This window comes from Acidovorax sp. K2F, from assembly GCF_025246485.1.
GTDB lineage: Bacteria > Pseudomonadota > Gammaproteobacteria > Burkholderiales > Burkholderiaceae_C > Acidovorax > Acidovorax delafieldii.
On the sequence record NZ_JAOBSQ010000052.1, the window covers coordinates 38,316 to 55,516 of the forward strand.

Annotated in this window: 17 protein-coding genes; 7 read left to right on the forward strand and 10 right to left on the reverse strand. The window is 62.1% G+C overall.

All coding sequences use genetic code 11. The features are described from left to right. The first annotated feature begins 38 nt into the window (after nucleotides 1-38). From N4G42_RS20725 to N4G42_RS20745, 5 genes are read left to right on the forward strand one after another with little or no spacing between them, the layout of a single operon-like run. Nucleotides 39-2,489 carry a hypothetical protein gene (locus N4G42_RS20725; RefSeq protein WP_260668541.1) on the forward strand — a complete coding sequence of 817 codons (2,451 nt, stop codon included), beginning with the start codon at nucleotides 39-41 and terminating at the stop codon, nucleotides 2,487-2,489. A 7-nt stretch (nucleotides 2,490-2,496) separates the two neighbouring features. Then, nucleotides 2,497-2,844 (forward strand): EamA family transporter, encoded by a 348-nt coding sequence (locus tag N4G42_RS20730; RefSeq protein ID WP_260668542.1) that lies wholly within the window; start codon nucleotides 2,497-2,499, stop codon nucleotides 2,842-2,844. 13 nt (nucleotides 2,845-2,857) lie between these two features. Further along, complete coding sequence (locus N4G42_RS20735) at nucleotides 2,858-3,817, forward strand: glycosyltransferase family 2 protein (protein WP_260668543.1); 960 nt, start codon at nucleotides 2,858-2,860, stop codon at nucleotides 3,815-3,817. After that, on the forward strand, nucleotides 3,807-4,865 hold the full coding sequence (locus tag N4G42_RS20740) for an acyltransferase family protein (protein ID WP_260668544.1): 1,059 nt from the start codon (nucleotides 3,807-3,809) through the stop codon (nucleotides 4,863-4,865). Before N4G42_RS20735 ends, N4G42_RS20740 begins: the two co-directional genes overlap by 11 nt. Beyond that, on the forward strand, nucleotides 4,862-5,650 hold the full coding sequence (locus tag N4G42_RS20745; protein WP_260668545.1) for an HAD-IIB family hydrolase: 789 nt from the start codon (nucleotides 4,862-4,864) through the stop codon (nucleotides 5,648-5,650). The genes N4G42_RS20740 and N4G42_RS20745 overlap by 4 nt, the downstream gene beginning before the upstream one ends. Before the next feature lie 189 nt (nucleotides 5,651-5,839). On the opposite strand, the gene N4G42_RS20750 is transcribed toward N4G42_RS20745, so the two are convergent. The 5 genes from N4G42_RS20750 to N4G42_RS20770 form a co-directional block, all read right to left on the reverse strand. Continuing rightward, nucleotides 5,840-7,081 (reverse strand): ROK family transcriptional regulator, encoded by a 1,242-nt coding sequence (locus N4G42_RS20750; protein WP_218301640.1) that lies wholly within the window; start codon nucleotides 7,079-7,081, stop codon nucleotides 5,840-5,842. Between the two features lie 13 nt (nucleotides 7,082-7,094). After that, complete coding sequence (locus N4G42_RS20755) at nucleotides 7,095-7,547, reverse strand: RbsD/FucU family protein (RefSeq protein WP_260668547.1); 453 nt, start codon at nucleotides 7,545-7,547, stop codon at nucleotides 7,095-7,097. Nucleotides 7,548-7,550: 3 nt separating this feature from the next. Further along, on the reverse strand, nucleotides 7,551-8,357 hold the full coding sequence (locus N4G42_RS20760) for an ATP-binding cassette domain-containing protein (RefSeq protein ID WP_055393072.1): 807 nt from the start codon (nucleotides 8,355-8,357) through the stop codon (nucleotides 7,551-7,553). 2 nt (nucleotides 8,358-8,359) lie between these two features. Further along, nucleotides 8,360-9,319: an ABC transporter permease gene (locus N4G42_RS20765; RefSeq protein ID WP_260668548.1), complete on the reverse strand. Its 960-nt coding sequence runs from the start codon at nucleotides 9,317-9,319 to the stop codon at nucleotides 8,360-8,362. A 165-nt stretch (nucleotides 9,320-9,484) separates the two neighbouring features. Next, the gene (locus N4G42_RS20770) at nucleotides 9,485-10,498 is read right to left on the reverse strand and encodes a sugar ABC transporter substrate-binding protein (protein ID WP_260668550.1); all 1,014 of its coding nucleotides are present in this window, start codon (nucleotides 10,496-10,498) and stop codon (nucleotides 9,485-9,487) included. Nucleotides 10,499-10,634: 136 nt separating this feature from the next. On the opposite strand from N4G42_RS20770, the gene N4G42_RS20775 reads away from it, so the two are divergent. Beyond that, a complete protein-coding gene (locus tag N4G42_RS20775; protein WP_260668551.1) occupies nucleotides 10,635-11,693 on the forward strand; it encodes a PfkB family carbohydrate kinase in 1,059 nt (352 codons plus the stop codon). A gap of 3 nt (nucleotides 11,694-11,696) precedes the next feature. On the opposite strand, the gene N4G42_RS20780 is transcribed toward N4G42_RS20775, so the two are convergent. The 3 genes from N4G42_RS20780 to N4G42_RS20790 form a co-directional block, all read right to left on the reverse strand. Continuing rightward, the gene (locus N4G42_RS20780; RefSeq protein WP_260668552.1) at nucleotides 11,697-13,208 is read right to left on the reverse strand and encodes an NYN domain-containing protein; all 1,512 of its coding nucleotides are present in this window, start codon (nucleotides 13,206-13,208) and stop codon (nucleotides 11,697-11,699) included. Nucleotides 13,209-13,280: 72 nt separating this feature from the next. Then, nucleotides 13,281-14,243 (reverse strand): Bug family tripartite tricarboxylate transporter substrate binding protein, encoded by a 963-nt coding sequence (locus N4G42_RS20785; protein WP_108498456.1) that lies wholly within the window; start codon nucleotides 14,241-14,243, stop codon nucleotides 13,281-13,283. 141 nt (nucleotides 14,244-14,384) lie between these two features. Continuing rightward, the gene (locus N4G42_RS20790; RefSeq protein WP_260668553.1) at nucleotides 14,385-14,816 is read right to left on the reverse strand and encodes an Lrp/AsnC family transcriptional regulator; all 432 of its coding nucleotides are present in this window, start codon (nucleotides 14,814-14,816) and stop codon (nucleotides 14,385-14,387) included. A 128-nt stretch (nucleotides 14,817-14,944) separates the two neighbouring features. Between N4G42_RS20790 and ctlX the strand changes: the two genes are divergently transcribed. Further along, nucleotides 14,945-15,883, forward strand: a complete 939-nt coding sequence (ctlX, locus tag N4G42_RS20795; protein WP_260668554.1) for a citrulline utilization hydrolase CtlX — start codon at nucleotides 14,945-14,947, stop codon at nucleotides 15,881-15,883. Nucleotides 15,884-15,950: 67 nt separating this feature from the next. Here ctlX and N4G42_RS20800 read toward each other — a convergent pair whose 3' ends face one another. Together N4G42_RS20800 and N4G42_RS20805 are read right to left on the reverse strand one after the other, a co-directional pair. Then, nucleotides 15,951-16,310: a hypothetical protein gene (locus N4G42_RS20800; RefSeq protein ID WP_260668555.1), complete on the reverse strand. Its 360-nt coding sequence runs from the start codon at nucleotides 16,308-16,310 to the stop codon at nucleotides 15,951-15,953. 274 nt (nucleotides 16,311-16,584) lie between these two features. Further along, on the reverse strand, nucleotides 16,585-17,091 hold the full coding sequence (locus N4G42_RS20805) for a hypothetical protein (protein ID WP_056057896.1): 507 nt from the start codon (nucleotides 17,089-17,091) through the stop codon (nucleotides 16,585-16,587). Nucleotides 17,092-17,201 lie beyond the last annotated feature (110 nt).

A 17,201-nucleotide genomic window follows, 5' to 3' on the forward strand; every position in this document is an offset into this window, starting at 1 on the left:
AGGGTAGCTTTTAGCCCCGTATCGACATTAAAAATAAAATGCTACGCAACTTACTGGTCACATTTTTATTAATTGCATTTCAAGCGGGCGCTTGGGGCGATGCGAACGTCATCGCGAAGGGAATAGTCGATGGCAGTGAATATGACCTAACGTCAAAAACGATCAAAATCTCCGGACACACCACAATAGACCACCTTGCGGAAAGTGAACCTAGATTTGAGGTGCAGATTGGTGGCAGCAATGGAAAAATAAAAAATCTATCAGTAGAAGAAAACAGGTTTGTCGTCTATTTTTCTTTTGATAAGGGTCTGCGTGGCGGCTTGAGTGAAATGCATCTCGCCGCAACGCTAAAAAACAAAGAGAGGATTGAGTTTTTAGCCGCCAACGGAAAACCTCAGGTTGTTCATGTATCAAAGACGTACGCGCGGCATTGGGCACTATTGATAATAGTACTACTCGCTATCGGCGTTGTTTACACAAAACGCTTCGAAAAATTGACCAACGACACGGCCGACTGGATACAGAATAGACACAAATCTATCTCCATTGGAATAATTTTTACAGCCTTGATTCTCGTTGCAATTGGCGTTACGGGGAGTTCTTTTAGAATTGTGCTGGACGGACCGGTAGCAAGAGCTGTTTCCAGCACAACGGGAAGTGACTCTAAGATATTCAAACTCCAATACTCCCGCGGAGATGAATGGGGAATACTGACTCCCAATGTGCTCGCACAGGTCAACCACACTCCCCAATTCCCCATCATCAATACCAATCTTGGGATTGATGGACAAAACATGGGAGTTTTGGGAATGACTGGCGTTCCCATAGCGCAATGGTCTGCTCTAGCACGTCCCGCAACTTGGGGCTACTTTTTTCTCCCGCTTCGTCAAGCACAGGCTTGGCATTGGCAGCTTCCATTTTGGGGATGCTTCCTTGTTTTATGGTGGCTCCTCAACTTAATCAAGCCTTCATCAGTCGGCCGAAACTTCGCTCTGGCATCTCTCTTCGTCGTGGCGCCCTATGCAGCGGCATGGTCGAATTGGCCCTTATATTTCACCTTATTCCCGGCGTTGGCATTTGCGTGCACTATCAAGTTAATGCGCACACAAAAGTTAAGTCACGCATTGGCCTGGGGTGCAACAGTGGGCTATGCCCTCGCAGCATGGGTGCTGACCCTGTACCCACCTTGGATGGTATCGATCGGCACACTGCTTGCGCTGCTCTTCACTGGCTGGGCTATTGATCAGCGAAAAACCTTGGCCTTCCATCGACCGCAGATTGCGGGCGCAATTACCCTTCTCGTAGTATTGGCGATGTTGGTGGGAAGTTGGTGGTCGGATACCAAAGACGCCATCCACTTGATGCAGAACACGGTTTATCCCGGGCAGCGCACCACTCTTACCGGCGGCGACCAGAATTTGCTATGGGCGTTTCGTGGATACACAAATGCGGAGTCCATCACCTTCAGCCGGGACGATCCATGGACAAATCAGCCTGAAATAAGCTCATACATCTGGCTTCCGTTCGCCATGGCTTGGCTTTGCATTTGTGACGTATTTCAGGAAAAAAGAGGGAGATGGATCACCCTGGGTTGCGCCCTGTTCATTGCCTATTATTTCTTCTTCGCGTTTATCGGCGTCCCGGAATTTTTTGCGAATGTGAGCCAATGGGGTAGAGTTCCAACCAATCGGGCAGATGTTTCTCTGGGCTTGGCCTTCATAATACTGCTGAGTCTCATGACTACTGCATCGAATCGTACGGTCACGTGCGAATCGAATGTCCTTTTGAGAAAATCCTTGATTGCCGCCACTGTAGTATCAAGCGTTTGGTTGGCGTATTTCGTACTAACCAGAATGCCAGCGATCACATTCCCTAAAAATAGCGCGATTTATACAACCGCAGTTTTGATAATTGTAATTTTCAGTGTTTGGTGGTTGACTCAAAAAAATGTAAAAGGACCTATTTTACTTTTTTCTATTTTCTTTCTCACCGCATCTTTGGGATTCAATCCAATAACCAAGGCCCCCAAAAATGTGAAACTCCAGCCAGAAGTGAGGGCACTGGCGTCAGATAACACAGGCACACTTCAACGAACGCTGTTCGTCAGCGGAGAAGGAATGGGCCCACATTTTCTGCCTGCTGTTGGCCTGCCAGTTGTAAACGGCGTGCTGGCATATCCCCATACCAGCCTTTGGAAACAGCTGGGATTGGCAGAGAAAGACTGGCCAACAGTCAACAGGTATCAGCATCTAGCTTTCAAAACAGGCCCTGTCGCCGATGGCGGCACTTATTCTGTGACGTCTCCCTGGATGGAGTGGGTTGTAGTGACTCTCGACCCCAAAACCTTCGACTTCCGCCGCACTAGCGCAAAACGGGTGGCTGCGTTCGAAGATGAAGCATTGCGGCTTCGCGATAGTCCGATGCTGAAAGAAATCGGAAGCCACGGAGGTTTGACGTGGTTCGCTGTTGCTGACCCTGAGAAAATATAGGCTTCCCATGACTATTACGCTGGCCTTTTTCACCTTTGCCTGTGTGCTGGGCATCTCTTTTGGGCAACTACTTTTCAAGAAAGCAGCAGAAACCTTACCCGCAGCACTGTCCATCACTGCTTTCTTGCACAACGGATGGCTCATTGCTGCCTTCGCACTTTACGGAGTCACCACGATTGCATGGGTCTGGGTGCTTCGTCACGCCCCGCTGCATTTGGCCTATCCATTTATGGGATTGGCATTTTTGATAGTGCCCACTTTGGCGTGGGTATTCTTGGGCGAGCCCCTTCACTGGCGCACTCTGGCAGGCGGTGCGCTCATCATGGTCGGTGTGACGCTGGCCGCCACGAGTTAAGGAATTTCGACTTATGCGAATTGCCGTTGCCATCCCTTGCTACAAAGTAACCCAGCATGTGTTGGGCGTTATCTCTGCGATCGGCCCCGAAGTTCAGACCGTATACGCGGTCGATGACGGTTGCCCGGAAGGTAGCGGGCGATTTATTGAAGAGCACAACCGGGATCCGAGGGTACGGGTGCTCTACAACCCCGAGAATCGTGGCGTTGGCGGGGCTATTGTCACCGCCTACCACGCTGCGATCCAAGACGATATGGACATCGTCGTAAAAATTGATGGCGACGGGCAAATGAATCCCGTATTACTACCCCATTTCGTGCGGCCTATTGTTCGTGGGTTGGCTGACTACACGAAAGGAAATCGCTTCTATAGGCCGGAGTCACTGCGCGGCATGCCCCCTATGCGGTTGTTCGGCAACGCTGCGTTGTCTTTTCTGACCAAACTCAGCTGCGGGTATTGGTCGTCGATGGACCCAACAAATGGGTATACAGCCATCCATACCGCGGTACTGCGCAAACTTCCTCTCGAAAAACTAGAACGCCGCTACTTTTTCGAAACCGATATGCTTTACCACCTCAACACCATTCGCGCAGTGGTGCACGACGTGCCGATGGATTCAGTGTATGCAGACGAAGAATCCAACCTGAAAATTTCGAAGATACTCCCCGAGTTTCTAAGAAAGCACGCTACACGGCTCGTGAAGCGCTACGTCTATCTGTACCTGCTCCGGGACTTCAACATTGGCAGCCTGTACAGCATACTGGGCTCTGCACTGTGCTTGGTGGGCATGATTTTCGGCGGCGTTCACTGGGCTCAAAGCGCCATTACGGGACAACCAGCTTCGAGCGGCACCGTCATGTTCGCAGCGCTTCCGTTGATCATCGGCATCCAGTTTCTCATCGCCTTTCTCCACTACGACGTGAGCAATGCGCCGCGCGAGGCATTAAGCCCCGAACTGTCCAATGAACACTAAGCCGCCGATCAACTCAGAACTGCAGTGGATCCAAGCGCTGCGCGGTATCGCCGCACTGATGGTGCTCTTTTTCCATATGCACCCCCATTGGGATCTGGTACCACTTCTGTCAATGACGAGCGCCGTGACACACTGGGGATTTTCCGGCGTGGACATCTTCTTTGCCCTGAGCGGCTTCGTGGTGTACCGCTCTGCCCAAAGGACGATTCCTGCGAGAGGCGCTTGGCCATTCATCAAGAGGCGGCTCCTGCGTATCTATCTGGGATACTGGCCCGTGCTGCTGCTGATAGCATTCACGACTGCCTTCGTCTACCACGAGCGCCTGCCACCGCTCAGGAAGATGGTTATGAGCACCTTCTTGTTGTACCCGAACATTTGGGACAACTGGTTGCCGCCTGCTTGGTCGCTGACGATGGAGATCTACTTTTATCTATGGATCGTCTTGGTTGCCTTGCTCCCTCAACGCCACCAAGTCAAAGCGATCGTTGCTTTCATGGCGCTGCTCGCGGCGTGGGGCGTGGGCTGGCTCATTGCTGACACACCTGCGGTACTCGATGGGCGCCAACCACTCAGATACGGGCTGACTGGCTTGGGTATCGAGTTTCTGGGCGGGGCATTATTGGCCCAAGCATACGACAGCAGATCACGGTTATTCTCCATACCTCAAGTCACCATTCCGGTGTGCACGCTTGCGTTCACGGCAGGCCTCATCCTCGGTTCAACATCGTCCTACTTTGATCGCATTGAAGTATTACGTGCCGCAAGCTTTGGTGTGATGGGATTGGCGGCGTTGTGTGCCGTGCTGGCCCTAGAGCAGACCAGTATTAGGCCACCGGGCTGGCTGGTGCGTGTCGGCGACGCATCCTACAGTCTCTATTTACTACACACATTCTTGCTCGATTTAAGTGGGAAGGCGCGGGCGTACTGGGGAGTCCATTCACCTACTGCGTTGATGCTATTCATGCTCGCACTTCCCATAGCTATCGTGCTCATTAGCTGGCTGTGGTACCTACGGGTAGAACGCCCCATCATGAGAGCAGCGTTATGAAGCCATTGGACGATTGGGCACGCAACAAGCCGGTCGATATCATTGGGTTGTTTACTGACATCGACGACACGCTGACGACGGATGGTGGCATCTCGGATGACGCGCTCGGAGCCCTCCACCACCTGCGCCGGATCGGGTTACCCGTAGTCCCCATCACAGGCCGGCCTGTCGGCTGGAGCGAACCTTTCGCGCTGTCCTGGCCGGTCAACGCCATCGTGGCGGAGAACGGTGCCGTTGCACTTGTCCGGCAACCCGATGGTTCTCTTGCAAAGCTCTACCAGCAAGATGCTGCCGCCCGTGTCGCCAACTTCGCCCACATGCGACAGGTACTGGAAAAGATAGAGCATCAGGTCCCTGGCGCTCAGCGTGCTACCGACTCCGAAGGCCGCGAGTGCGATATCGCCATCGACCACAGCGAGTTCACCCAAATGCCGCAGGTCGACATCGACCGTTGCGTAGCACTGATGCGAGCGGCCGGGATGAACGCCACTGTGAGCAGTATTCACATCAACGGCTGGTACGGCACGCACAACAAGCTGGAGGGGGCCCGATGGATCGTGCGCGAGCTGTTCAGGCGCGACCTTGATGCAGAGATCGACCGATGGGTCTACGTGGGCGACTCTACAAACGACCAGCTCATGTTCGAGCATTTTCCGCACAGCGTGGGCGTGGCCAATATCGCGCGGTTTGTGCCGCAGCTCACACATCTGCCACGCTATGTGACGCAGGGCGAACGGGGCGCGGGGTTTGCCGAAGTGGCGCGGGCGATCCTGGCGGGGCGCTAACTGTCAGCAAAGCAAGCGCAGCAGGCAACAGGGCGCAGTCGCCACAGCCCCTGGCTGATCGACGCAACTGGGCCAGCGCTCCCAGGAGGGCACAGTGTACGCAAGACCTCCAGGAAGCAGTTTTGACTGAAAACGCCACCTGCGCTAGTGGAATATGCCGTGACAGCTATTGTTTCAATAGCACGACCATCAAGCCTTGAGGAAGATATCGGTATCCGGCGCAAAACACGCATGCAGCGGCAGCAGCGCTCCGCCCAGCGCGCGGGCGTCCGAGCCCATGGTGCCCAGCTCCAGGCGGGGGGGCTGGTGCAGGCCTTCCCAGTTGTAGTCGGCCAGCGCGTGGCGGGCGCCTTCGCACAGGGCCTGCAGCAGCTCGGGGGCTGCGGCGCCATCGACCACCACGGCGTCCAGATCCAAAAACGCGGTGGCCGAGACGATGCAGTGCGCCAGGCCCGCCGCAGCGCGCGCAATCCAGCCCCGGCTGTGTTCCAGCCACGGGGCCTGCAGCACACGCTTGTCGTAGGCGGCCATAGGGTCGAGGCCATGTTCGCGAAAGCGCTGCTCCAGCTCCCACAGCGATGCCTGGCTGATGAGCTGCGCGGGGGCCTGCCCGGGAAGGGCTGGTGACAGCGGCAGCGAGGCCACCGCGCCGGCATTGCCGTGCAAGCCCCGGTGCAGGTGCGAGTTGATGACCAGCCCGCCACCCACAAAGGTGTCCATGAACAGGTACAAAAAGCTCGGGATGTCGCGCCCACGCCCCTGCAGCAGCTCGGCCACGCAGGCGGCGGAGGTGTCCTTGGCAAAGCTCACGGGCAGCTCGGTCATCTGCTGCACCTGCTCGGCCAGGTCGATGTTGTTCCAGGCTTCCGACTGCGCCTCGGTGAGCCCCAGCATGCGGTGCCAGCCGCCGAGCTGGAACGGCGCTGCCACGCCCACGCCCACCACGCGCGAGCGCAGCGGACCCAGGCCGTCGAGCAGCTGGTTCAGGTGCGTGCGGATGGCGGGCAACAGCACGTCGATGTCAGGGAAGGCGTAGTCGAGCACGATGCGCTCGCGCACATGGCCGGTGAAGTCCACCAGCAGCCAGTCGGCGCTGCGGCGGCCGATCTTGATGCCGATGGCAAAGGCGCCGTCGGGGTTGAGACCAATGGGCACCGAAGGCTGGCCCACGCGGCCGCGCACGGGCGCTTCGCGGCGCAGCAACTGGTCTTCGTCGAGCCGGGCGGTGATGAGGCCGATGGTCTGCGCCGTGAGTCCCGTGACCCGCGCCATCTCGGCCTTGGCCAGGCTGCCATGGGTGCGCAGCGCCTGCAGCACCACACGCTCATTGAACTGGCGCAGCCCCACGTGGTTGGAGCCGCGCTGGCGCAGCAGCGCGGGGCTGGCGGCAGTGTTGTCAACGGCGGGTAGGGATGCGTCGGTGTCCAGCATGGTGATGAAACAATCAGGCGTTCAGAGTGTCGCCGATGACGCCCTTGCGCAGCAGGAAGTTGCCCCAGGGCTGCAGCTCGCCCGTCACCACGATGGCATAGGCCTTTTTGACGCGCTCGTAGAACGCGAAACGCTCCACGCCTTCTGCCTGCGCGCTGGCCACGCCCTCGCGTGCCAGCACGTCCATGGTTTCGCGCTGCAGGGCCGAGCGGTACGGCGGCTCGGTGCCACCCACCTGCATGTAGGCCACGGGGTGCGCCACGTCCTGCGCCAATGGCAGCACGCTGGCCACGGCCTGCACGGCGCGTGCCATGCCAATGCCGGGCAGGCGCAGCACGGGCTTGCCCGCGCCCAGGCTCATGGCGGTGAAGTTGGCATCGGCCAAAACAATGGCGTCGTCATGGCCCATCTCGGCCAGCACCTTGAGCAGGTCGGGGGTCAGCAGGGGGTTGATATTTTTCAGCATGGTTCAGGCAAGGCATTCAGCGGGCAGGTCAGATGCGGCCATGGCCCCGGTCATCACGGCCACGGTGTCGCTCATGCTGATCTTCTTGGGGTTGACCACGGCGGCGCGCTTGCCCAGGCGGGCGATGTGGATGCGGTCGGCAATCTCGAACACATGGGGCATGTTGTGGCTGATGAGGATGACGGGCAGGCCCTTGTCGCGCACGCGGCGGATGAGCTCCAGCACCATGTTGCCCTCCTTCACGCCGAGGGCGGCGGTGGGCTCGTCCATGATGACGACGTGGCGCGCAAACGCTGCCGCCCGCGCCACGGCCACGCACTGGCGCTGGCCGCCGGAGAGCGTCTCCACCGCCTGTGTCATGGAGCGGATGCCGACCTTCAGTTCGGCCATGCGGGCCACGCTTTCTTCGAGCATCTTTTTCTTGTCGAGCATGCGCAGAGCGCTGCCCAGCAGTCCGGGGCGGCGCAGTTCGCGGCCGAGAAACAGGTTTTCAGCAATCGTCATGGCCGGGGCCACGGCCAGGTCCTGGTACACGGTTTCGATGCCCGCGCGGCGTGCGTCGATGGGGCTCTTGAACTGGATGCGCTGGCCGTCGAGCAGGATCTCGCCTTCGTCGGGCACGGTGGCGCCCGACAGCGCCTTGATGAGACTCGACTTGCCCGCGCCGTTGTCGCCGATCACAGCCAGGATCTCCCCGGCGCGCAGTTCAAAGTCGGCGCCATCCAACGCGGTGACCTGCCCGTAGCGCTTGACCAGGCCCTTGGCCTGCATGACGAGCGGGGCGTTCGTGGTGTGTGGGGAGGTGGTCATGATCAACGCACTCCTTTGCGCGAGAGTTGGTCGGTGGCCACGGCCAGGATCACGAGGATGCCGGTGACGAGGATCTGGTACACCGACGACACGCCCATGAGCGTGAGCCCGTTGCGGAACACGCCCACAATGAGCGCCCCCACCAGCGTGCCCAAAATCATGCCGCGCCCGCCAAACAGGCTGGTGCCGCCCAGCACCACGGCGCTGATGGCATCCAGGTTTTCGGTCTGGCCCGCGTTCGGGTCGCCCGCGCCGGTGCGGGCCACCGACAGCACCGACGCGATGCCGTAGAACAGGCCCGCCAGCACATACACGCCCAGCAGCACCTTGTCGGTGGCAATGCCGGTAAGGCGCGTGGCTTCGGGGCTGTTGCCCACGGCGTAGACATGGCGGCCCGGCGCGGTTTCGCGCAGCGCAAACCAGGTGACGAGGTACAGCACCAGCATGAGCACCGCGCCCCAGACGATGGCGGTCTGCCCCAGCTGGAAGGTGTTGCCCAGTGCGGTCATGCCAGCGGGGATGTCGGTGATGGTCTGCGCGCCCGAGTACAGCTGCGTGGCGGCAAACGCGATGTTGAGCGTGCCCAGCGTGACGATGAAGGGCGGCAGCTTGATCTTGGTGACCAAGAGGCCGTTGATCAACCCGAACAGCACGGTCACCGCCATGCCGCAGGCAATCGCCACAGGGGCAGAGAGGCCGTAGTCCGCCGCCATCTTGGTCATCACGATGCCACCCAGTGCCATGACCATGCCACACGACAGATCAATGCCCGCCGTGAGGATGACCAGCGTCTGGCCAATTGCGATTACGGCCACGACCATGACCTGCTGCAGGATGAGCGCGAAGTTCTGCGCGGACAGAAAACGTTCGCTCTGCGTGGCAAAAAAGGCGCACGCCAGGATCAGCGCGATGAACGGCCCCAGCGTGGCCAGCGGCGGTAGTTTGGAAGCGGTCGAGGACATGGCGGCTCCGTGCGGGTGGATGAGGTGACTCTCAGAGAGAAGGCGTTTTTTTCAGAGCTGCTCGCAAAACTCAGCGAAGCGGTTCTGGCTAGGCGCTGCGTCGCAGGCAGTACGGTAGTACGACAAGACGCAGCAACGACGCCAGAAGAGTTTTGAGAACGGCTCTTACTTGGCGCCCCAGCACAGGTCGGTGCCGGTCTTCACATCCTTGCTGTCCACGCCCGCCATGGGCTTGGCAGCGATCAGCGTCACGCCGGTGTCGGTGTAGCCGCTGACCTTCTTGCCGGTCTTGGCGTATTCCACGCCTGCCGCCACGCCCATCGCGGCCATGCGCAGCGGGTACTGCTGGCTGGTGGCGGCGATCACACCCTTGCCCACGTCGGCGATGCCAGCGCAGCCACCATCCACCGAGACGATGAGCACGTTCTTCTCCTTGCCTGCGGCCTTGAGCGCGTTGTAGGCACCGGCGGCGGCGGGCTCGTTAATGGTGTAGACGATGTTGATGTCAGGGTTCTTCTGCAGGCAGTTTTCCATGCCAGTCTGGCCCTTGGCGCGGTCGCCAAAACTGTCGGCCATGCACACCACTTCGGCGGGGCGCGACAGCTCGTTGCTCTTGGCATCGTTGGCCTGCAGACCAAAGCCCTTCAGGAAGCCGTTGTGCCGCTGCGCGCCCACCGGGTGGCCGGGGAACAGGTCCAGCGTGGCAATCACGGGCTTCTTGCCCGCAGCGGCGGCCTTGGCGTATTGGCCGATCAGCTCGCCCGCCTTGTAGTTGTCGGTGGCAAACAGCGCGTCAGTCGCATCCATGGGCTCGGTGGGGCTGTCGAGCGCAATCACCATCACGCCGCGCGCCTGCGCCTTCTTGATCGCGGGCACGATGGCCTTGGCGTCGCTGGGGGTGATGAGGATGGTCTTGGCACCGGCGGCGATCAGGTTCTCCATGGCCGTGACTTGGCCCGCGTTGTCGCCATCGGTCTTGCCTGCGGCCGACACCAGCTTGGCACCCAGCTTCTTGGCCTCGGCCGTGGCGCCCTCTTTCATCTTCACGAAGAAGGGGTTGGTCTCGGTCTTGGTGATGAGGCCGATGACGGGCTCGGATGTCTGCGCCTGGGCCAGGCCACAGGCCAGGGCGCCGGTGAGGGCAAGGGCAGAAAGCGCAAAGGCGGGGGTGCGTCGCATGGTGTTGTCTCCGGGTGTTGGGATGGCAGATTCCTGTCGGCCCCGTGCTGCGCGGCTGGCAGGTGAACCACTCTTGTCGGGTGGATGGGATCGAACTATAGTGGCCGACGAGTTAATAAATCAAGTGGATTTACTTATGGTTTTCCCTATCCAGTCCGCCGACTCCAGCCCCGCCCACACCGCACCGCCGCTGCGGGTGGCCACGGCGGGCGAGGCCTTGTTTGACCTGATCGAAGAGCCCGATGGCCGCCTCAAGCCCTGCGCGGGCGGCGCGGTCTACAACCTCACGCGTGCGCTGGGCCTGCAGGGCGTGGGCACGCTCTACCTCAACCCGCTGTCGGGCGACATGCTGGGGCGACAACTGGCGCACGGCCTGCACGACGCGGGCGTGGCCCTGGCAGCGCCCGCGCCAGTGCGTGCGCCCAGCGCGCTGGCCCTGGCCGCGCTGGATGCCGCGGGCAAGGCGAGCTACAGCTTCTACCGCGACGGCGTGGCCGACCGCCAGGTGACCGCTGCTGCGCTGATTGCCGCCTGCGCTGCTTTGCCCGACTTGCTGGTGGTGGCCACGGGCTGCCTGGCGCTGGTGGCACAGGACGCTGCCGTTTACCAGCCCTGGCTGGCAGCGCAGCGCGTAGCAGGCCGCATGGTGGTGGTGGATGCCAACCTGCGCCTGTCGGCCGTGGACGATGCCGATGCCTACCGCGCCAACGTGATGGCCGCCCTGCAGCACGCCCACCTCATCAAGGTGAGCGACGATGACCTGGAGGCGCTGGCCGTTCCGGGCGCCAACGCATTGGAACGCGCCCACTATTTGCAGCAGCAAACACAGGCCCAATGGCTCGCCCTGACCCTGGGTCCGGAAGGTGCCTGGCTGCTGCAGCGCGACGGCCTGGCCGTGCATGCGCGCGACGAAGCGCCGATCACGGTGGTGGACACGGTGGGCGCGGGTGACTGTTTTCTGGCGGGCTTGATCACCGCCTGGCTGGCAGGGCCTGAGCGCGGCGAAGAGGCCTTGGCACTGCGTCATGGTGGCCTGACAGCCCCCGTCACCGAAGCCCGTTTGCTCGCCGTGCTGCACCATGCGCTGGCCAGCGCCAGCCACTGTGTGGAGCGGGCGGGCTGCACGCCGCCCCGTTACGAAGAAGTGCAAGAGCGGCTGGCGTTGCGGCGCTCAGCGACCGCAGCGGACCAATAACACTTACTCGGCGGGTTTGGCGGCCGGCTTGCGGGCCCGGCTGCGTGGACGGGGAGCGGCCGCCTTGGTGGGATCCGCGTCTTGTGCCTCAGCGGCTGGTGCCTCGGCCGCAGAAGCCGATGCCTCGGCAGCTGTAGCACCGCCCGCATCCGCCACGGCACGCGCGCCACGCGCTCGGGGCGTGGCAGCAGCCTTGGGGGCGCTGGCAGCTGGCTTGGCACCGCCTCCACTGCGGGCGCGGCTGCGGCGAGGGGCTGCAGGCTCGGCACCATCGTTCTCAGCAGGTATCTGCGCTGCCGGGGCCTCGGAGCCATCCAACGCTTTGGCGCGCGCATCCTGCTCAGGGCTGCTGTCGATCACCCGCTCCAATGGCCCGGCCTCGTGGGCCACCGGCTGGCTGAAATAGCGGCTGGCCGGGCGCTCTGACGGCACATCCGCCTGCTCGGACGCCTGTGGCTCCTGGTTCGAGTCATTGCGCGGCTCGCTGCGCTGCGTGGAGCGTGTGTCGGGGCGGTCTGCGCCCTCACCGCGACGCCCCCGGCTGCGGCCCGGCGCGCCCTGCCCTTCGCCACTGTCAGAACGCAGATCGGGTGCCGTCGCCACCGCATGAAAGTCATGCCGCGTGGCGCCGCCCTGGCTGGCTCGCTCACCGGCTCCTTCAGGCCGCGCGGGCGCGGCCGTCGGCCCACCATGGCTGCGGAACACATACGCGCCCGATTTTTCATCGCGCCCAAACTCCAGCAGGCCGCGCGCCTGCGCTTCTTCGAGCAGGTTGCCAAAGGTGCGGAAGCCATACCGGCCTTCGCTGAAATCGGGCTTGCGGCGCTTGATGGCCTCCTTGAGCACCGACGCCCAGATCTTGCCGGTGTCGCCGCGCTCGGACAGCAGGGCTTCAAACGTTTCGGCCGCCAGCTCCACGCCCTGGGTGCGGCGCGCGTCCTGGCTTTCCTTTCGGCTGCGCTCCTCCTCGGGGCTGCGGCGTGGCGCGGACGGCGGGCTGCTGCCTGGGGCCTGGCGGCGGGCCTGCGCACGCTGGTTCTCGCGCACCAGGTCGTCATAGAAGATGAATTCGTCGCAGTTGGCAATCAGCAGATCGGACGTGGACTGCTTCACGCCCACGCCGATCACCTGCTTGTTGTTCTCGCGCAGCTTGGACACCAGCGGCGAAAAGTCCGAGTCGCCGCTGATGATGACGAAGGTGTTGACGTGCGACTTGGTGTAGCAGAGGTCCAGCGCGTCCACCACCAGGCGGATGTCGGCCGAGTTTTTGCCCGACTGGCGCACATGGGGGATCTCGATCAGCTCGAAATTCGCCTCGTGCATGGTGGCCTTGAAACCCTTGTAGCGCTCCCAGTCGCAATAGGCCTTCTTGACCACGATGGAACCCTTGAGCAGCAGGCGCTCCAGGATGGGCTTGATGTCGAACTTTTCGTACTGTGCATCGCGCACGCCCAGGGCGACGTTTTCAAAGTCGCAGAACAGGGCCATGCTGATGCTGTCGGAGGGGGATGCCATATCGTGTGTGAGTTCCGTTCAATGCTGCGGATCATCACACGGAACGCATAGCGCCCTCCGAAGGGAGTGGCCTCAGGTGGGTTTGGCCAAGCCCAGTTTCTCCACCAGCGCCTTCTCGCGCGTGAACGTGTCCTGCGCAAACTTCTTGTACGCCGACGTGCTCATGTACATCGGCACCATGTCGTAGCGGGCCAGTGCGGTCTTGTAGCTCTCCTGCTCCATGGCCTGCTTGAAGGCATCATGCAGGCGCTTGACCACCGCATCGGGCGTGCCCTTGGGGGCGCCAATGCCAAAGGGCGAGTTCTGCACCAGGTTCAGGCCCAGCTCCTTGAGCGTTGGCGCATCGGGGAACTTGGCCAGGCGCTCGGCGCCCCAGGTGTTGAGCACGCGCAGCTTGCCCGCCTCGACCTGCGGTGCAAAACCGGTGGAGTCGGCCGCCGCCATGATCTGCCCGCCCAGGATGGATTGCATCAGGTCGGCACTCCCCTTGTAGGGCACGTGCAGCAGCTCCAGGCCCAGCTGCTGCGCGATCAGCTCCATGGTCAGGTGCGGGCTGGTCATAGTGCCGGTGGAGCCGTAGCTCAGCTTGCCGGGGTTGGCCTTGGCCCAGGCCACGAAGTGCGTCCAGGTCTTGAGGGGCGAGTCGGCAGGCACCACCAGGCCAAACGCGTAGCCGGTGACGTTGAGCACGTAGCTGATGTCCTTGACCGGGTCCCAGTTGATCTTGGTGGTGTAAGGCAGGCGGAACACGCCCAGCGGAATCTGCGCCACCGTGTAGCCATCGGCCGGAGACGTTTGTAGCTGCTGTGCGGGCAAGGTGCCGCCGGCTCCGGGCTTGTTCTCCACGATCACGGGCTGGCCCAGGATCTTGCTGGCGTTGTCGGCCAGCGACCGCATGGTGATGTCGGTGGGGCCACCGGCCGGGAAGGCGATCACGAGCTTGATGGGCTTGCTGGGAAAGCTCTGGGCCTGCGCCAGGAATGCGGGGGCAGCGAGGCTGGCGGCGCCCCATTGGATGATCTGGCGACGTTGCATGGCGAGGCTCCTGAAAATGCAAAAACAAAGACTTCGCCATTGGACTGCAGGCCGCGCTGCGAGGGCATGCGGAAACCCCCTAGCCGCTGTCGCCCAGGCGCCAGCGCGCAGCCCTTGCGCTGGTGCACCGCCAGGGCCGCATCACGCCTTGTAGGTGGACAACAAGATGCTGGTTTCGGTGTTGCCAATGCCGGGCGTGAGGCGAATGCGGCCCAGGGCCGCGTCAAACGACTCCAGGCTCTCGGCACGCACCTCGGCCACGATGTCCCATCGGCCATTGGTGGTGTGCAGCGTCCCCACCGTGGGCTCGCCGCGCAGCGCGCGGATGACGGCGGGGGCGGCATTGCCTTCGACCGCAATGCTCATCCACGCCCGGATGCGCTGCGGCTCGGAATCAGGGCGCAGGCGCACGGTGTAGCCGGTGATGACGCCGCTCTCTTCCATCTTGTGCAGGCGGTTCTGCACCGTGCCGCGTGATACGCGCAGCTTTTGCGCCAACGTGGCCACAGGGGTGCGCGCGTCCGCACGCAAGATGCTGATGATTTCGCGGTCGGTGTCGTCGAGCTTGGTCATAGTGGGCTTCAAAACTGGCAGAACGGCAATTTATCAGCCATTTTGACCAGTTATGAGGCTAGAGGATAGCAGGGGCTGCCAAGAAAATTCTGGGAAGTCTTCCCGCTTCTTTCACACCCCGCCCCGCCATGCACGCCTCAGTCCAAGCCCCCAGCGCCGTTGTGATGGTGCGCCCGCATCGCTTTCACCCCAACCCCGAAACCGCCGCCGACAACGCCTTTCAAGTGCGCACCGCGCAGCCGGCGGCCCGTGACACCTCGCGTCGCGCGTTTGCCGAGGTCACTGCTGCTGCAGAGCGCCTGGAGGGCGCAGGGGTGCGCGTGCACCTGTTCGACGCCCCCGGCGAGCACGACACGCCCGACGCAGTGTTCCCCAACAACTGGTTCTCCACCCACGCGGGCGGCCATGTGGCGATCTACCCCATGTACGCCAGGAGCCGGCGGCGAGAGCGGCGCAGCGATGTCATCGAGTTGCTCAAGGCCGAGTACCGCGTGCAGGACGTGATCGACTACTCGGGACTGGAGGCCGATGGCATGTTTCTGGAGGGCACCGGTGCGATGGTCCTGGACCACATCGGCCGCATTGCCTACACCGCGCAATCGAACCGCGCCGACCCCGTGGCTCTGGAGCGCTTTTGCACACACTTCAACTACGAGCCCATGGTCTTTGCCACGGCAGACGAGGAGGGCCAGCCCTGCTACCACACCAACGTGATGCTCTGCATTGGCACCGCGTTTGCGCTGGGTGGCTTTCACATGATCACCGATCCTGCGCGCCGTGCAGCCGTGTGCGAGCGCCTGCGCGAGACGGGCCGCGAGGTCATCGCCCTGAGCCCCCACCAGATCAGGGAATTTGCCGGCAACGCGCTGGAGCTCTCGGGCGCCCAGGGCCGGGTGCTGGCGCTGTCGGCGCGCGCCGCTGCCAGTCTCACACCGGCGCAGCGTGCCACCATCGAGCAAAGCGCCCGCTTGCTGCCGTTGGACGTGCCAACCATCGAACTGGCGGGTGGATCGGTGCGCTGCATGCTGGCGGGCGTGCACCTGGCCCGGCGCAGTGCGGGGGGCTGAAATTTCAGTCCAATTCACTGCTTGCGCTAGTCAAACACGCCCGAATAGCTATTGAATTTATAGCGGATTACTTCAGCTGGTTGCCTGGAGGCGGGCCCTGCACGTCCAGCCGCGCATCACAACCCACGCCCGATGCGATCCAGCGCCGCGCCAGCGCCGACATGGCGCGCACTGCCCAGGGGTGGGTGAGCCCCGTCACCCCGGCCGGATCGGCCACCATGCCGCACCAGTAGCGCTGGTCCACATCGCTCCAGCGCAGGGCTACGCAGGCGCCACGGCGGCGGCGCGAGACCAGTACACCCAGCGGACAGGGTTCCGCCAGGCAACACAGACCACAGCCATTGCAGGGCGCTCCCTCGGCCGGTTTGGCAGGTGCTTCGGGGTGCAGCCACACCACGGTGGTTGGTTGAGGGGGTGGTACGGGCATGGACGATGGGTAGCGTGCAGCGCGGCCACAGCGCCGCAAGCACACCGATGCATTGTGCCGCCAGCAAACCGCTGCGCGCACCGGGATCGCGGGTACACAGGTTCGCCCAGCCCTGCGCCGCAACCCGAGGGAGAGCGGTGTGCACCCGCCCCGCGCACGCCCCCCCAAAAAAACCCTGCCGCTATCGCAGCTGGGGCTGAACCGGCCGAAGGGACCGGGGAGGGAGACAAGCAATCAGATCTTGAACCGAGTCTCCGAGGCGCAAAACGCGGACTCAACAGCCCGAAGGACGGTTGGGGCGCATGGGCACGATGCCGCTGACGCGCAGCGTGGCGCCAGATCCATCCGACGCCGTCAGCGTCTTGCCGCTGAAGCGCACCTGGTCGCTTTCGCGGACCACGGCAGTGTCGGTGGGTTCGCCGCTGCCGTATTCCTTGCCATCGAACGTCAGGAACACCTGGTGCAGGCTGGTGGCGTCGGGGCGGTAACGGATATCGCCAAAGGCCGTGGCCGATGAGCCCACCTTGTTGGCGCCATCAAACCGGAAGGTGCACAGCTCCGGCACCGAACCGACAGGGTTCTTCTTGTCGACATCGGTGAGGTTGAGAGCGCCATTGCCATACACGCCATTCAGGCCGTCGATGGTGGCGTTGCTGACTGTCAGCACACCGGGCTCGTTGCTAGGAGATGGGTCGTCGTTATTGCCACCGCCGCAGGCCACCAGCAACACGGAGGTGGCCGCCAGAGCGGTACAGGTCTTGAGGAATTTGAATGCGTTCATGGTGATGGGCGTCCTTGAAATGTGGATGGAAGGTGGGGAGCCGATCCCCTGCAATCCATCGTAGGAAGCCCATCCCATGCAGCGCGTGCGCCATGTTCTGCGCAGTGCGT

What these genes read in the sequence shown, in the direction of transcription:
- N4G42_RS20755 (WP_260668547.1), bottom strand. Translation starts at nt 7,547, where the DNA reads ATGCTGAAAAATATCAACCCCCTGCTGACCCCCGACCTGCTCAAGGTG.
- ctlX (WP_260668554.1), top strand. Translation starts at nt 14,945, where the DNA reads ATGCACGCCTCAGTCCAAGCCCCCAGCGCCGTTGTGATGGTGCGCCCG.
- N4G42_RS20740 (WP_260668544.1), top strand. Translation starts at nt 3,807, where the DNA reads ATGAACACTAAGCCGCCGATCAACTCAGAACTGCAGTGGATCCAAGCG.
- N4G42_RS20775 (WP_260668551.1), top strand. Translation starts at nt 10,635, where the DNA reads ATGGTTTTCCCTATCCAGTCCGCCGACTCCAGCCCCGCCCACACCGCA.
- N4G42_RS20790 (WP_260668553.1), bottom strand. Translation starts at nt 14,816, where the DNA reads ATGACCAAGCTCGACGACACCGACCGCGAAATCATCAGCATCTTGCGT.
- N4G42_RS20760 (WP_055393072.1), bottom strand. Translation starts at nt 8,357, where the DNA reads ATGACCACCTCCCCACACACCACGAACGCCCCGCTCGTCATGCAGGCC.
- N4G42_RS20770 (WP_260668550.1), bottom strand. Translation starts at nt 10,498, where the DNA reads ATGCGACGCACCCCCGCCTTTGCGCTTTCTGCCCTTGCCCTCACCGGC.
- N4G42_RS20725 (WP_260668541.1), top strand. Translation starts at nt 39, where the DNA reads ATGCTACGCAACTTACTGGTCACATTTTTATTAATTGCATTTCAAGCG.
- N4G42_RS20805 (WP_056057896.1), bottom strand. Translation starts at nt 17,091, where the DNA reads ATGAACGCATTCAAATTCCTCAAGACCTGTACCGCTCTGGCGGCCACC.
- N4G42_RS20785 (WP_108498456.1), bottom strand. Translation starts at nt 14,243, where the DNA reads ATGCAACGTCGCCAGATCATCCAATGGGGCGCCGCCAGCCTCGCTGCC.
- N4G42_RS20780 (WP_260668552.1), bottom strand. Translation starts at nt 13,208, where the DNA reads ATGGCATCCCCCTCCGACAGCATCAGCATGGCCCTGTTCTGCGACTTT.
- N4G42_RS20735 (WP_260668543.1), top strand. Translation starts at nt 2,858, where the DNA reads ATGCGAATTGCCGTTGCCATCCCTTGCTACAAAGTAACCCAGCATGTG.
- N4G42_RS20750 (WP_218301640.1), bottom strand. Translation starts at nt 7,081, where the DNA reads ATGCTGGACACCGACGCATCCCTACCCGCCGTTGACAACACTGCCGCC.
- N4G42_RS20765 (WP_260668548.1), bottom strand. Translation starts at nt 9,319, where the DNA reads ATGTCCTCGACCGCTTCCAAACTACCGCCGCTGGCCACGCTGGGGCCG.
- N4G42_RS20730 (WP_260668542.1), top strand. Translation starts at nt 2,497, where the DNA reads ATGACTATTACGCTGGCCTTTTTCACCTTTGCCTGTGTGCTGGGCATC.
- N4G42_RS20745 (WP_260668545.1), top strand. Translation starts at nt 4,862, where the DNA reads ATGAAGCCATTGGACGATTGGGCACGCAACAAGCCGGTCGATATCATT.
- N4G42_RS20800 (WP_260668555.1), bottom strand. Translation starts at nt 16,310, where the DNA reads ATGCCCGTACCACCCCCTCAACCAACCACCGTGGTGTGGCTGCACCCC.